The following is a 14,843-nucleotide window of genomic DNA, read 5'->3' as shown; positions in this document are numbered from 1 at the left end:
GCATTTATATTGAGGTGATAATAAAAATGTCAAGTGACAGATTCCTGCTTATAAAAGCTTGGAGCTATATTCTTTGGGCGGATGTAGATCATGTGTTGGGGCAACTTCTTGTTTCTGAACTTACCAACAGGATTCCGGTTGTATACTGGCCTACCCATTGTTTGCACAATGGGTATATCCTGACCAACGGCTTTGAACTGTACTTTGAACCTGTTTCCAACTACTCCATATTTGACGTAGCAAAGCCTGAGTACACATATTATCCGCCAATATGGGACCATGAAAATTTATTTGTTGAAGATCAAAATAAAGATACCTGGATTTACAGAAATATCGGAGATTTACTTAACAGCCAAGAAAATGTCGTAGTAACGGATGTTTATTATAACATACATGAATTAATTCCGTTTATAACAAATGATCACCCGTGTTACGGAATGAGTGCTAAACAAATATACAGATATCTGTTCAGCAAATATATAAGGCTGAGATCAGATATAAATACGGAGGTGCAGGGTTTTTATAATTCATGGCTAAAAGGTAACCATCCTGTCCTTGCGGTTCACGTAAGAAGGGTTGAAAAAGATGTGGTATTTGATACCAGATCTAGAAAAGTAGGAAACGAGTATTGGAATAAAATTTATGAGAAATATAAGCAAAAACCTAAAAAAAACAGAAAAAAGTTAAGTAATATGTTTGCAAAAGGTAAGGTTAAAGAGCCCAACAGAGGCTACCATAAGGAGATTAAAAAATATATTAACAAATATAATGTCAAGAAGATATTCCTGCTTACGGACTGTGAAGACACACTGAGGGAGTATAAGAATATATACGGCTCTATGCTTGTCTATACAAATTGTAAAAGGATAAAAAATGACCAACCCGTGTATCATATGGAAAATCCAATGGTAGTAAGGCGAAGAGGCATGGAAATTATCAAAGACACATATATCGCTGCAAAATGTGATTTTTTCATAGGAAATGACTTTTCAAACGTGTCACACGGCGTTACACGTATAAAGGATTGGGCGGATAAAAACATAAAAATGATGTATTGGATATCCAGAAAGAGAAAGTATCCTGTAAATGTAATGCTTGTTGTAAAAAATGATAAACCCACTATTTTTACCCGTATAGCCCAAAGAGTTAAAAAGTTTATAAAAAAGTTTAAAAAGAGTAAAGAGAGCAGAGGTGAGCTAAATGCCAAATGATAGATTTTTGTTAATAAAGTCATGGGGATGCGGATTCTGGTCTGATGTAGATCACGTAATGGGTCAGTTACTGGCGGCTGAACTTACCAATAGAATTCCTGTTATACACTGGGGGCCAAATAGTCTATATGCAGAATCATTTAAAACAAACGCCTTCGATCTCTACTTTGAACCCGTCTCCAACTATACTATAGACGATGTAATAAAATATAATTATACTTATTTCCCTCCTGTATGGAGTTATGACAATGTAATGGTTGAAGATTTGGATAAGATAACCTGGGCATACAGGAATCTTGGTGAAATGATGAATACCAGTGCAAATGTATTGGTTAGTGATGTCCATTATTTTATAAAGCCGTTAATCAATTATATAAAAAAAGACCATTGGGCATACGGCATGACAGCACACCAGATTTATCGGACCTTGTTTGATAAATATCTGAAGCTTAAGCCTGATATTGAACAGGAGATTCAGGATTTTTATGATGAAAAACTCAAGGATAAAGGGCTAACTCTGTCTGTCCACATCAGGGGTGGGGATAAAGTAAGGGAAGTTGAGAATCTTGGGCGTTTGAACAAGCGATACTATAAGGAAATAGAAAACTTCAGCGCCATGAATGATATAAAGAAAATACTGCTTCTTACGGATTGTGAAGATATTTTGAAGGAATTTTTAAGATTGTATGGAGACAAAGTAGTTTATACAGAATGCAGAAGAGGTGCGTTAAGTGCAACTGAGGATGCACCGCATCTACAGGATTATTCAGCAAAAAGACGTAAGGGCATAGAAATTATAAAAGACACATATCTTGGAGCAAAATGTGATTACTTTATTGGAAACGGCTATTCCAATGTTTCATATACAATTAAAAGGCTCAAGGACTGGCCGGACCCAAACATTATTCTTTTTTACAGAGATTTAAACGATGAAAAAAAACTTGCTAAAAAGAGAGTAAAGGAAGAGAGTAACAGAAGGCTGATGGAAAGCAAAAATCACAGGTTGGAGTACTCGGAATTTTATGGAGGTGTTAACACATATGTCGAATAGTAGATTTCTTCTGATAAAGTCACTGGGAGGCAGCATATGGAATGATGTGGACCATGTGATATGTCAGATGTTTGCCGCCGAACTGACAAACCGGATTCCGGTAGTATACTGGGGAATGGAAAGCCTCTACAGTGAATCCATTAATACAAATTCATATGAAACATTTTTTGAGCCTATATCCCAATATAACTTCCACGATGTAGTACGTCCGGAGTATTCTTACTACCCTGTGGTATGGAGGTTTGAAAATGTACTGGCTGAAGATACAGATAGATACAAAATGGAAAATAGAGAACTCAACGGTATGATGAGAAGTGAAGCCAATGTGGTTGTAAGTGATACTTATTACCCTTTGAGAGCACTTTTGCCATATGTAAGAAGTGGCCATTGGGCCTATGGGAAAACTCCGTATCAGATATACAGGTTTATATTTGACACATATATAAAATTACAGCCGTCAATACTAAAAGAAGTTCAAAAATTTGTAAATACTAATCCGGATTTCAGAGACGAAAGACCTATTTTAGGGGTACATGTAAGAGAGAAGGCAATAGTAAACGAGGTGGCTCAATTATATGACCTGAATGAGTTTTACAAGCCGAATATATGGCAGTTTATTGTAAAGTACAATGTACGACACTTGTTTCTCATAACCGATTCAAATGCCGTTTATAAGCAATATAAAAAGCTGTATAACAAAAACGATATGTTAATATGTACCGACAGCAAGAAGGTACCTCTTAAAGAGAGAGTTCCTACTGCCCTTCTCAGCTACCCAAATAAGCGTCACAAAGGAGTAGAGCTTGTGAAGGATACTATTGAAATAATTAAAGATACTTATATAGCTTCAAAATGTGATTTCTTTATTGGAAATGGATATTCAAGTCTCTCAAATACCGTATTAAGGTTAAGAGACTGGCCTGAATCAAATATAAAGCTTTTATATTGATATAAGGCGTAAAAGCTAATGGGTGGTGAAAAATTCTGTATGGATGAAAAAGAGAATATGTATATGGGGCTTATAAGAAGCAGATGCCCTTACATTAATATAACAAAAGTGGAATACCTGATAAATGAGGGTAGACATAGCGATGTAATTATCATAAATGACAATTATATTTTCAAATTTGCCAGATACGACTGGAGCGTTGCTTATTTGGAAAACGAGGCCAAGGTTACTAATTTTATTCGTAATCGTATAGAACCTCTTGTTCCTGCGCACGAGCCTCTTGGAAAAGAAATGGTAAAATACAATATAATAAAAGGAAAACCTATATACAGAAACCTTTTGCTGCAAATGAACGGTAAATATCAGGAGGCTTTGGCACAGCAGATAGGTAATTTTCTTAAAACACTTCATACCATACCGGTGAAAGATGCGGAAAACAGGGGAATTGGTGAATTCCAAAATGTCATAACACAAAATGATTGGAAGCAAATTATTGAAGAGATATACAGAAAGGTATTTCCTTATTGCTCGGATTATACAAAGGAGTATATAAAGCAGGTATTTAAACCTGTTGAGAATAATGATGACTTTTTGTCCTACGAACCTACCCTTATACACGGTGACTTTTCTGCCTGTCACCTGCTTATAGACAGCAGATTAAAGAAATTAACCGGTGTGTTAGGTTTCGGACTTTCCGGATTGGGGGACCCTGCTTATGATGTGGGAATACTTATTGATAATCTTGGTGAAGCCTTTTTAAAACGTGTAGCACGGTATTATCCTAACATGGAGAATTTAGTTGACAGGGCAAGATTTTATGTTGCTGTGAATGATATTCTATGGGTTAGGGACATTGCAGATATGATTATAACCAGAGACTTTACCAAGCTCAGGTTCAATGTCAAGGAGAGGGATATAATGCCCATAGGCTTTAAATGGTAAAATATACTTATTCTTCGTCCATATGGTTACTCAAATGCAGAATATATTGCCATAATGGGAATATATTATGATGAGAGAGTAATTTTAGGAGATGAGAGATATGTATTATACTCCCGAAGATTTTAAATGTCTTTGCATAAAAAAGTCCCTTCTTAACGGATATTGCAGAAAACAAGTTGATGCGATCCTTGCCCAAGTGGGTGAGGACTACATAGGTATGGCTAAAGAAACCCAGGAAATGAAAAACAAAATAGATATACTCAATGAAACTGTTCAACACTATAAAATACTTGAGGAATCATTACAGCATTCTATTATAGTTGCACAGCACACAAGCGAACAAATAAAGACAAATGCGTGTGAGAAAGCAAAAAATATAACTGATGAGGCAGAGGTAAGTGCCACAAAAATAATTGAAACTGCCAATCTTGAGGTCATTAAGGCAAGAGGAAAACTGGATGAAATAAAAGGTCAGTTGTATTCCTTTAAAACAAAGTCTGAGGCGTTGATAAGTGCACAACTTGATGTACTAAAGCAATTATTCAGTGAAGAAAATAATGGGTAGAATAAAAGTGAGGCAGTCTGATTTGATACTGCCTCACTTTTATTATCAAGAATTCTATCGAGAATAATTTTTAGCCAATAATGTATTTCAAATAATATTCATATTCTCTTCGAAGGCCTTCTTCCATATCAATCCGAGGTACCCACCCTGTCTTATGTATTTTAGAGTTATCCAGTACACGCCTTGGGGTACCATCAGGTTTGGTTGTATCAAAGACAAGTTCGCCGGTGTATTCTGTTACTTGCTTTAATGTTTCAGCAAGGTTACGTATGCTGATTTCTTTACCTGAGCCGATGTTGACAAACTCGTTTCCTTCATAATTCTGCATAAGATACAAACAGGCATCTGCCATATCATCAACATACAGAAATTCTCTTAAAGGATTTCCTGTGCCCCATAATTCAACATATGGCTTGTTATTTACTTTAGCCTCATGGAACTTAATAATCATTGAAGGTATAACATGAGAGTTATTAATATTAAACCTGTCATTGACGCCGTAGAGGCTTGCAGGCATTGCAGAAATAAACCGTGTACCATACTGCCTGTTGTAAGATTGGCACATTTTAATGCCCGATATTTTTGCAAGAGCGTATGCTTCGTTGGTAGGCTCTAATTCACCGGTCAGAAGATATTCTTCCTTTATGGGCTGAGGACATAATTTTGGGTATATACACGAACTGCCCAGAAACAGCAGCTTTTTTACTCCATATTTAAAAGCACTTTTTAATAAATTGCACTCTATAAGCATATTTTCCATTATAAAATCCGCAGGAAAGGAGTTGTTGGCATGGATTCCGCCAACCTTTGCAGCTGCAATAAATACAAAATCCGGTTGTTCATCCTTAAAAAATTCGTCTGTTAAGGTCTGATTTGTAAGGTCCAGCTCTCTGTGACTTTTACATAATATGTTTTCATACCCGTTCTTTTGAAGTCTCCTTACTATTGCAGAACCAACCATGCCATTGTGTCCGGCTACATAGATTTTACTATCCTTATTCATTATTTCATCTCCCCATTTAAATCACTTTCAACCATCATTTTAACAAGCTCCTCAAAAGAGACTTTCTGTTCCCATTTGAGTTTACTTTTTGCTTTGGACGGATTACCCAAAAGCAAATCTACCTCTGTTGGACGGAAGAATTTACTGCTGATATTGATAAGCTCCTTTCCGTTAGCACTGTCCACAGCCTTTTCCTGTTCTCCGGAGCCTTGCCACTCCAGCGTTATACCTACACGTTTAAATGCAAGGTTACAGAATTCCCTTACGGTGTGAGTTTCCCCGGTTGCTATAACAAAATCGTCGGGTTCATTCTGCTGAAGCATGAGCCACATTGCTTCTACGTAATCCCCTGCAAAGCCCCAATCCCTTTTGGCGTCAATGTTACCAAGATAAAGTTTGTCTGTTTTCCCATTTACTATGTCGGATATTCCTTTAGTTATCTTACGGGTTACGAAGGTTTCTCCGCGTCTGGGAGACTCATGATTGAAAAGAATTCCGTTACATGCAAAGAGGTCATATGCTTCACGGTAGTTTACCGTAATCCAGTACGAATACATTTTTGCTACTCCGTACGGGCTTCTGGGATAGAAGGGAGTAGTCTCACTTTGAGGAGTTTCTCTTACCTTACCGAATAATTCGCTTGAGGAAGCCTGATAGAACTTGATACGAGGATTAATTTCTCTGATACTTTCCAAAAGTCTTACAGTTCCCAATGCATCCACATCTCCGGTATATTCGGGAACATCAAACGATACTTTGACATGACTTTGGGCACCCAGATTGTAAACTTCATCGGGCTCTATCCTATAAATTAGTTTACTGAGGCTTCCGGAGTCGGATAAATCTCCGAAATGAAGAGAAATTTGTGAGTTTTCACCGGCCTTATCCTCAAGAAGGTGGGATATCCTTTGAGTATTCAAGCTACTGCTTCTTCTGGCAATACCATGAACTTCGTATCCTTTATTTAATAAAAACTCAGACAGATATGACCCATCCTGACCTGTTATCCCTGTAATTAAAGCTTTTTTCATGCATACATCTCCTTTTTGTACAAATACTAATGCAGCTTAAAAAAGCTGACATTCTGATAACATAATATGTTTGTAAGTTCGTTATGGTACTGACTTATAAAAATATTTAATTTCTTAGCCTCGGCGTTATAATATATAGTAGTAAAAATGAAATTATCTGATGGAGGTACACCAAATGTACACCAGAAACGAACAGTTTATGCAAGAAGCAATTAAACAGGCAAAAGAGGCTTATGCAAAGGGTGAATCTCCGGTAGGAGCAATTGTAGTAAAGGATGGAGAGCTTATCGCCAGCGGCTGTAATCAAAAGGAAGAAAAACAGGATGTTACGTCCCATGCCGAAATAGAAGCTTTAAAAAAGGCCGCAAAGAAGCTTGGAACATGGCGGCTGGACGGTTGTGACATGTATGTTACTTTAGAGCCTTGTGCCATGTGTGCAGGTGCTATAATTCAGTCAAGAATAAAAACACTTTATATAGGGGCAATGGACAAAAAGGCGGGCGCTGCAGGCTCAGTTATAGATTTATTCAGAGTTCCCCAATTTAATCACAGAGTTGACGTAGTATATGGATTAATGTTCGAAGAATGTGGAAATATATTAACAGAATTTTTTAAGCGGCTAAGAAAATAATAAAAAAGAACTTATATTAAAGGACGGGAACTTATGATAAATAAAATAGAAATACAAAAAGAACAAGCTTTAAATGCCATAAAGAACGGGGAGTTTGACAAAAGTATAACAACTTCAAAGGAAATGGTACTTATAGTACTGACACAGGATTGGTGCCCACAGTGGCAGGCGCTGAAAACCTGGCTGTATGATAGTACGGATGTGAAGGCGGATATTGATGTATATGAGTTGGAGTATAACACCACCGACTATTTCGAAGAATTCAAAACCTTCAAGGAAGAGCAATTGGGAAATTCGGAGATACCATACTTGCGGTTTTACAGAAACGGAGCCTTGATAGAGGAAACAAATTATATATCCAAGGATAGGTTTACGGAAATTATAGGACAATAAGTGAAAAAGACATGTAAATTATGCTAAACTATCCTTATTGAAATGTATCATCCTTATTTTGGGGATGATACATTCCCGGATATCATAGAATATTTCTACAGGGAGGCGTTATATTTGACAAAAACAGATTGTAATTATTTCAGTAATCCTATATTGCCGGGGTTTTATCCTGACCCGTCAATATGCCGCGTAAACGATGACTATTACCTCGTTACATCCAGCTTTACATACTTCCCGGGACTGCCGATTTTTCACAGCAAGGATTTAGTAAATTGGAAACAGATAGGACATGCTCTGGACAGGACAACCCAGCTGGACTTAGATGAACTTGAGCAATCTCAGGGAATATATGCTCCAACCATCAGATATAACAAAGGCTTATTTTATATTGCATGTACCAACGTAGGAAAAAAGGGCAATTTCATAATAACAGCGGAAAAACCGGAAGGCCCGTGGTCAGAACCATACTGGGTGGACGATGCCCCCGGCATAGATCCGTCACTTTTCTTTGATGATGACGGGAAGGTATATTTTATGGGAACCAATGATGCACCTGATGGAACCTATTATGGAGACAACGAAATCTGGATGCGGGAACTGGACACTCAAAAGATGCAACTGACAGGCCCTCGATATGGGTTGTGGAGAGGTGCATTGAAAAATGCCGTATGGCCGGAAGGACCACATATCTATAAAATTAACGGATATTACTATTTAATGATAGCCGAGGGCGGAACAGATTATCATCATTCAGTTACAGTTGCCAGAAGCAAAAGTGTAACAGGCCCTTATGAGGGTTGCAAGGGAAATCCTATTCTTACTCACAGGCATTTGGGAAGAAAATATCCTATTGCAAATGTAGGCCATGCAGATCTTGTTGAAACACAAAATGGCGAGTGGTGGATGGTAGCACTGGCATCAAGACCGTATGGAGGATACTTTAGAAACCTTGGCCGTGAAACATTTTTGATTCCCGTTACATGGGAAGACGGATGGCCGGTAGTAAGCCCATTAAGCGGGAAAGTGGAGTTTTCCTATGAAAGACCTAAGCTTCCTTCAGATAATCCTGTTAAAGCAGAAGTTTGTGACAACTTTGACAATGATAAGCTTGACTTTATATGGAATTTTGTACGCACTCCAAGAGAAAACTTCTACAGTCTCACTGACAGACCGGGATATTTAAGGCTAAAGCTGAGCCCTGTAAAAATAGTTGAGGAAAAAAACCCTGCTTATATTGGCAGACGTCAGCAACATATTAATTTTAAAGCAAAAACAATAATGGAGTTTTCTCCTGAGAACGAAAATGAAGCGGCAGGCATACTATTAATACAAAATAACAATTATCACATAAGGTTTGAATGCACTTGCTCCGGTGAAAAAAATATAATAAGACTGGTTGTATGTAATAACGGAGAGGAAAGCGTCATTTCCCAAAAGGAAATTATACATAAACGTATTCATATGGTAGTTCAGGCATGCGGACAGGATTACAGCTTTTATTTCGGAGATGAAAATCAGCTTACGGAGCTTGCCGTGAATGTAGACGGGAGAATACTCAGTACTGATGTTGCAGGAGGCTTTATCGGGGCATATGTAGGAATGTTTGCCAGCAGCAATGGTTTTGAAAGCGATAATACGGCAGATTTTGATTTATTTGAATATACAGGCTTATAGGCTAGGATTTATCCAACAACACATAAAACATTAAAAACTAAAGCTAAACTAGTCAGAAAACGTTAAATGCCCATTATTGACGCTCTATGAATATGATGCTATAATTATTCCTAAACCAAGACTTACAACTTTTGTAAGAATTAATTTTCATAATATAGCTTATGATGGAAAACAAGATGTATTGAGTTGTTAAAGAGAGTCGGCGGGTGGTGGAAGCCGGTACAATAAATGCATGTATAACTCATTCCGGAGGCCCGATACCCAAACAATTGGATTGACTAAGTATCGGCGGTGGCAACGATATAGCTGAGGAGCACGGACACGCGTCCGGTTGCTCACTGAGGATGCAGTTAATTTACTGCATTAAATCAGGGTGGTACCACGGCGGAATTATCCCCTCGTCCCTGCGTAATAGCAGAGATGAGGGGTTTTTTATAACTAATCTGAGTATAACCTAGAGTATAAAAGGAGGATTGCCATTGAAAATAACAGGAGCGCAGGCGTTGGTAAAGGCACTTGAGTTGGAGAACGTAACTACAATTTTCGGATATCCCGGTGCGGCAATCTGTCCATTTTATGATGCACTGCTGGATTCGGATATCAATCATGTACTTACAAGACATGAGCAGGGAGCGGCACATGCTGCCAGCGGATATTCAAGAGTTACCGGAAAGACGGGGGTATGTGTAGCTACCTCGGGACCGGGTGCGACAAACCTTATAACAGGGATTGCAACTGCATATTCGGATTCGATTCCAATGGTAGCTATAACAGGTCAGGTATCACTTGATTTGATAGGCAGGGATGTGTTTCAGGAGGTCGATATTACAGGAGCTACAGAACCCTTCTGCAAGCATAACTACTTAGTAAAAAACATTAAGGATTTGCCCAGAATAGTAAAAGAAGCATTCCATATTGCTTCCACCGGCAGGCCCGGCCCGGTACTGATAGATGTACCTGTGGACATACAGACAGATGAACTTGATTTTATATATCCCCATGAGGTAGATATTAAGGGATATAAGCCAAATTACAAAGGTCATCCCCAGCAGATAAGAAGGATTGCAGAGGCGATTACAAGCTCACAAAGACCAATAATATGTGCGGGAGGCGGAGTTATATCCGCTAAGGCATCAGAGGTAATGACAAGGCTTGCAGAGAAGTGCCAGATACCTGTTGTGACAACGTTAATGGGAATTGGGTCAATCCCTGTAGAGCATCCTTTGAATTTCGGAATGTTAGGCTCCCATGGTGTATATGCCGCTAACTATGCGGTACATAACACAGACCTCCTTATAATAATAGGGGCCAGAGTGGGAGACCGTGCTTTGGGAACTGCAGGCAAGATAGCTGAAAAGGCAGGAATAATTCATATTGACATCGACCCTGCCGAGATAGGAAAAAATGTAAGTACTACCATACCTGTTGTAGGAGATGCAGGCTTGATACTTGAGGACTTGTATAAGTCTATTCAAAAATGTAATACTTTACAATGGTTAGAAAGTTTGCAGCAGGCTGTTAAAAAGAACAAAGTTGAATTAACAGAGAAAAATAATTATGTAAATCCCAAGAAGCTTATAGCTGAACTTTCAAAAAGACTTAATGATGACGCAATAGTAGTTACGGAAGTCGGACAGAATCAGATATGGGCGGCAAACAATTTTATTGCAAGAACCCCGGGTTCTTTTATAACCTCAGGGGGATTAGGAACTATGGGATATGGCCTTCCGGCAGGAATTGGAGTCAAAACGGGGAAACCTGGCAGTACGGTAGTTGTTATAGGCGGTGACGGAAGTTTTCAGATGTCAATGCCGGAGTTGGGTACCATAAAACAAAACAGACTGGGAGTTAAAATCCTTATACTCAATAACAGCAGGTTGGGCATGGTTCGTGAAATGCAGAAGAACAAATATAAAAAGAGGTATTCGCAGGTATTTCTTGATGATAATCCTGACTTCGTTAAAATAGCCGAGGCATATGGATTCAAATCAAAAAGAATATCCTGTAATTCGCAGATAGACAGTGCATTGGACAGCTTTCTTGATGATGATAATGCATATCTGCTGGAATGTATAGTAGATCCTGAAGAAGAAACGGTTTAGACAGAGGGGGAATAAGAAATGGCAAAACATACACTTTCTGTACTGGTTGAAAACCGCTCCGGAGTATTGTCCAGAGTAGCAGGTTTATTCAGCAGGAGGGGGTTCAATATTGATAGCCTTGCAGTGGGGGTAACAGAGAATCCCGAAGTATCACGAATGACTATTGTAGTTGACGGAGACGAGTATACTGTTGAGCAGGTAAGCAAGCAGTTGAATAAGTTAATAGACATAATTAAAATAAGAGCTTTAGAAAATACTGACTCCGTAAGTCGTGAGCTTGCTCTGATAAAGGTTAATGCAACATCCTCTACAAGGTCTGAAATAGTTCAGATAGTTGAAATATTCAGAGCAAAAATTGTAGATGTATCAAAAAATACATTAACTGTTGAAATATCAGGTTCAGGGGATAAAGTCAGGGCTCTTGAAGATATGCTCAGACAGTTTGGTATAAAGGAAATCGTAAGAACAGGTACAATTGCTATTGAAAGAGGCAATAAGTATATTAAGGCAGGAAGTACGGAAGAAATATAGTTAACTAAAAACAATGTGATTCTTTAGAATTGCAATGATTAAAATATGGGAGGCTTAAAATTATGGCAAAAATGTATTATGACAGTGACTGCAATTTGAAACTACTGGAGGGAAAAACAGTAGCGGTTATAGGATACGGAAGTCAGGGGCATGCACATGCACAGAACTTAAAGGACAGCGGAGTTAATGTAATAGTAGGACTTACTCCTACATCTGCAAGAAGAAAGCAGGTTGAGGCTGACGGTCTGAAGGTATATGACACCGCAGAAGCAGCTAAAATGGCTGAAATCATTATGATACTTATTCCTGACGAAAAGCAGGCGGCAATGTATGAAGAGTGTATAGCACCTAACCTTGAAGCAGGTAACATTCTGATGTTTGCACACGGCTTCAATATAAACTTCAAGCAGATAGTTGCTCCGGCTGATGTTGATGTAATTATGGTTGCACCAAAGGGCCCCGGCCACACTGTAAGAAGTCAGTATAAGGAAGGAAGAGGCGTTCCTGCACTGATTGCAGTTGAAAAAGATGCTTCCGGAAAAGCAAAAGATTACGCTTTGGCATATGCTTCAGGCATTGGAGCGGGCAGAGCCGGAATACTCCAAACAACCTTCAGAGAAGAGACAGAAACAGACTTATTCGGTGAACAGGCTGTGCTTTGCGGCGGTGTAACAGAATTAATGAAGGCAGGGTTTGAAACATTGGTTGCAGCAGGCTACCAGCCTGAAATAGCTTATTTTGAGTGTATACACGAAATGAAGCTGATTGTAGACCTTATCAATCAGGGCGGTTTCGGTGAAATGAGATATTCTATCAGCGACACTGCAGAATACGGTGATTATGTAACAGGAAAGAGAATAATCACAGACGAAACAAGAAAAGAAATGAAAAAGGTGCTTAAAGAAATTCAGGATGGTAAGTTCGCTGCTAACTGGATAATTGAAAACAAAGCAGCCGGAAGAGCAAACTTTATAGCAATGAGAAGAAATGAAACTGAACACCAACTGGAGACAGTAGGAGCAGAGCTTAGAAAAATGATGAGCTGGTTAAAAAAGTAAAAAATATATAAAGAATATGTTTGGTGGGTTAGTATAACCATTAGGCTTTGCTAATCCGCCAAAACAATATTTTCAAAGAGCAATTTATTTATTTTAGACGTTTATGAATATGAGAATGTAAGGGGGAATTAATATGGCTAGAACAATTAAAATATTTGATACCACATTAAGAGACGGAGAGCAGACACCCGGTGTTAACCTAAATCTCCAGGAGAAGATGGAAATAGCAAAGCAACTGGTAAGACTAGGTGTAGACGTTATTGAGGGCGGATTTGCCATTGCCTCCCCCGGTGACTTTGAATCAATAATGACGCTTTCCAGAAACCTGAAAGGGGTTACAATAGCAAGCCTGTGCCGTGCCGTAGAAAAGGATATAGACAGAGCCTGGGAGGCAGTTCAGTATGCGGAAAGCCCAAGAATACACACCTTTATCGCTACTTCAGATATCCATATGAAATACAAGCTGAAAATGACTGAGGAAGAGGTACTGGAAAGAGCTGTTGCCATGGTAAAACGTGCCAAGGGCTATTGCTCCAATGTTGAATTTTCAGCAGAAGATGCCAGCAGAACACGGGAGGAGTTTCTTTATCGTATAGTGGAAGCCGTTATTAATGCAGGAGCTACCACCGTAAATATTCCTGATACAGTGGGATATTCAACACCCCGTGAATTTGGAAAGCTTATAAGTAATATTAGAAATAATGTACCCAATATTGACAAGGCGGATATAAGCGTTCACTGCCATAATGATTTGGGCCTTGCTGTTGCTAATTCGCTGGCAGCTGTTGAAAACGGTGCCGTACAGGTTGAGTGTACAATTAATGGACTTGGCGAAAGAGCAGGAAATGCTGCAATAGAAGAAATAATAATGGGTATAAATACAAGAAAAGACTACTATGATATAACACATAAAGTTGATACAACCCAGATATACAGGGCAAGCAGACTTGTTTCCAGTCTTACAGGTGTGAATGTACAACCAAATAAGGCAATTGTGGGAGCAAACGCATTTGCGCATGAATCGGGAATACATCAGCATGGTGTGCTTTCTGAAAAGACCACATATGAGATTATGACTCCCGAATCAGTAGGAATGGGTCAGAACAGAATGGTTCTGGGAAAACTTTCAGGGCATCACGCTTTTGAAGAGAGATTGAAAGAGATGGGGTACTCCCTGTCTGATGAAGAAGTAAAGACTGCTTTTGCAAAATTCAAAGATTTAGCTGACAAGAAAAAGGTAGTTACTGACAAGGATATTGAAGCACTGGTGGATGAAAACATTGCGGTTCCTGAAATCTTTGTAATAGACAGCTTTCAGATAAACAGCGGAAATAAAATGATTTCAACCTCAACCGTCAGCATTAAAAAAGATGAGGAAATTATAACCGAAGCCGCAACGGGGGATGGCCCGGTAGATGCTGCATTTAACGCAATTGAACGTGCTACGGGTGTAAATGCAGAATTAGTTCATTATAGGATAAAGGCAGTTACGGAGGGAAAGGATGCTCTTGGTGAAGTAACTGTGAAAATATCCCATAATGACAGCGTATTTATGGGCAAGGGCGTCAGCACTGACATCATTGAGGCTAGTGTTAAGGCATACCTGAATGCAATAAACAGATCAATAAGCGAAATTGGAGAAAGTATAATTAGCCAGTAAGGGGAGCTTGATAAAGAGCAGCCCCTTCAAGGGCTGCTTTTT

Annotated in this window: 14 protein-coding genes; 12 read left to right on the top strand and 2 right to left on the bottom strand. The window is 38.8% G+C overall.

The features are described from left to right. The first annotated feature begins 26 nt into the window (after positions 1-26). The 5 genes from P0092_RS21775 (at position 27) to P0092_RS21755 (ending at position 4,718) form a co-directional block, all read left to right on the top strand. The gene (locus tag P0092_RS21775; protein WP_004620924.1) at positions 27-1,211 is read left to right on the top strand and encodes an O-fucosyltransferase family protein; all 1,185 of its coding nucleotides are present in this window, start codon (positions 27-29) and stop codon (positions 1,209-1,211) included. Continuing rightward, entirely contained in the window at positions 1,201-2,262 is a 1,062-nt protein-coding gene (locus tag P0092_RS21770; protein ID WP_004620923.1) for an O-fucosyltransferase family protein, read from the top strand. The genes P0092_RS21775 and P0092_RS21770 overlap by 11 nt, the downstream gene beginning before the upstream one ends. Further along, positions 2,252-3,211 carry an O-fucosyltransferase family protein gene (locus P0092_RS21765; RefSeq protein ID WP_004620922.1) on the top strand — a complete coding sequence of 320 codons (960 nt, stop codon included), beginning with the start codon at positions 2,252-2,254 and terminating at the stop codon, positions 3,209-3,211. The genes P0092_RS21770 and P0092_RS21765 overlap by 11 nt, the downstream gene beginning before the upstream one ends. A gap of 18 nt (positions 3,212-3,229) precedes the next feature. After that, a complete protein-coding gene (locus tag P0092_RS21760; protein WP_004620921.1) occupies positions 3,230-4,153 on the top strand; it encodes an aminoglycoside phosphotransferase family protein in 924 nt (307 codons plus the stop codon). 100 nt (positions 4,154-4,253) lie between these two features. Continuing rightward, the gene (locus P0092_RS21755) at positions 4,254-4,718 is read left to right on the top strand and encodes a DivIVA domain-containing protein (RefSeq protein ID WP_004620920.1); all 465 of its coding nucleotides are present in this window, start codon (positions 4,254-4,256) and stop codon (positions 4,716-4,718) included. Positions 4,719-4,788: 70 nt separating this feature from the next. On the opposite strand, the gene P0092_RS21750 is transcribed toward P0092_RS21755, so the two are convergent. Continuing rightward, positions 4,789-5,721 (bottom strand): GDP-L-fucose synthase family protein, encoded by a 933-nt coding sequence (locus P0092_RS21750; protein WP_004620919.1) that lies wholly within the window; start codon positions 5,719-5,721, stop codon positions 4,789-4,791. Continuing rightward, positions 5,721-6,752, bottom strand: a complete 1,032-nt coding sequence (gene gmd, locus P0092_RS21745; protein WP_004620918.1) for a GDP-mannose 4,6-dehydratase — start codon at positions 6,750-6,752, stop codon at positions 5,721-5,723. Before gmd ends, P0092_RS21750 begins: the two co-directional genes overlap by 1 nt. Before the next feature lie 175 nt (positions 6,753-6,927). Between gmd and tadA the strand changes: the two genes are divergently transcribed. The 7 genes from tadA to P0092_RS21710 all read left to right on the top strand — a co-directional run bounded on the left by tadA (position 6,928) and on the right by P0092_RS21710 (position 14,801). Beyond that, complete coding sequence (tadA, locus tag P0092_RS21740) at positions 6,928-7,383, top strand: tRNA adenosine(34) deaminase TadA (protein ID WP_004620917.1); 456 nt, start codon at positions 6,928-6,930, stop codon at positions 7,381-7,383. Between the two features lie 33 nt (positions 7,384-7,416). Next, complete coding sequence (locus P0092_RS21735) at positions 7,417-7,776, top strand: thioredoxin domain-containing protein (protein WP_004620916.1); 360 nt, start codon at positions 7,417-7,419, stop codon at positions 7,774-7,776. A 114-nt stretch (positions 7,777-7,890) separates the two neighbouring features. Then, positions 7,891-9,450, top strand: coding sequence for a glycoside hydrolase family 43 protein (locus P0092_RS21730; RefSeq protein ID WP_004620915.1), 1,560 nt, complete (start codon positions 7,891-7,893; stop codon positions 9,448-9,450). Positions 9,451-9,929: 479 nt separating this feature from the next. Beyond that, positions 9,930-11,552 carry a biosynthetic-type acetolactate synthase large subunit gene (gene ilvB, locus P0092_RS21725; protein ID WP_004620914.1) on the top strand — a complete coding sequence of 541 codons (1,623 nt, stop codon included), beginning with the start codon at positions 9,930-9,932 and terminating at the stop codon, positions 11,550-11,552. Between the two features lie 18 nt (positions 11,553-11,570). Continuing rightward, positions 11,571-12,083, top strand: a complete 513-nt coding sequence (ilvN, locus tag P0092_RS21720; protein WP_004620913.1) for an acetolactate synthase small subunit — start codon at positions 11,571-11,573, stop codon at positions 12,081-12,083. A gap of 62 nt (positions 12,084-12,145) precedes the next feature. Continuing rightward, positions 12,146-13,141, top strand: coding sequence for a ketol-acid reductoisomerase (ilvC, locus tag P0092_RS21715; RefSeq protein ID WP_004620912.1), 996 nt, complete (start codon positions 12,146-12,148; stop codon positions 13,139-13,141). A gap of 133 nt (positions 13,142-13,274) precedes the next feature. Further along, positions 13,275-14,801, top strand: coding sequence for a 2-isopropylmalate synthase (locus tag P0092_RS21710; RefSeq protein WP_004620911.1), 1,527 nt, complete (start codon positions 13,275-13,277; stop codon positions 14,799-14,801). Positions 14,802-14,843: the final 42 nt, after the last annotated feature.

It is taken from the genome of Ruminiclostridium papyrosolvens DSM 2782, assembly GCF_029318685.1.
Classification (GTDB): Bacteria; Bacillota; Clostridia; order Acetivibrionales; family DSM-1351; genus Ruminiclostridium; species Ruminiclostridium papyrosolvens.
This window is presented reverse-complemented; position numbering and strand designations above follow the sequence as displayed.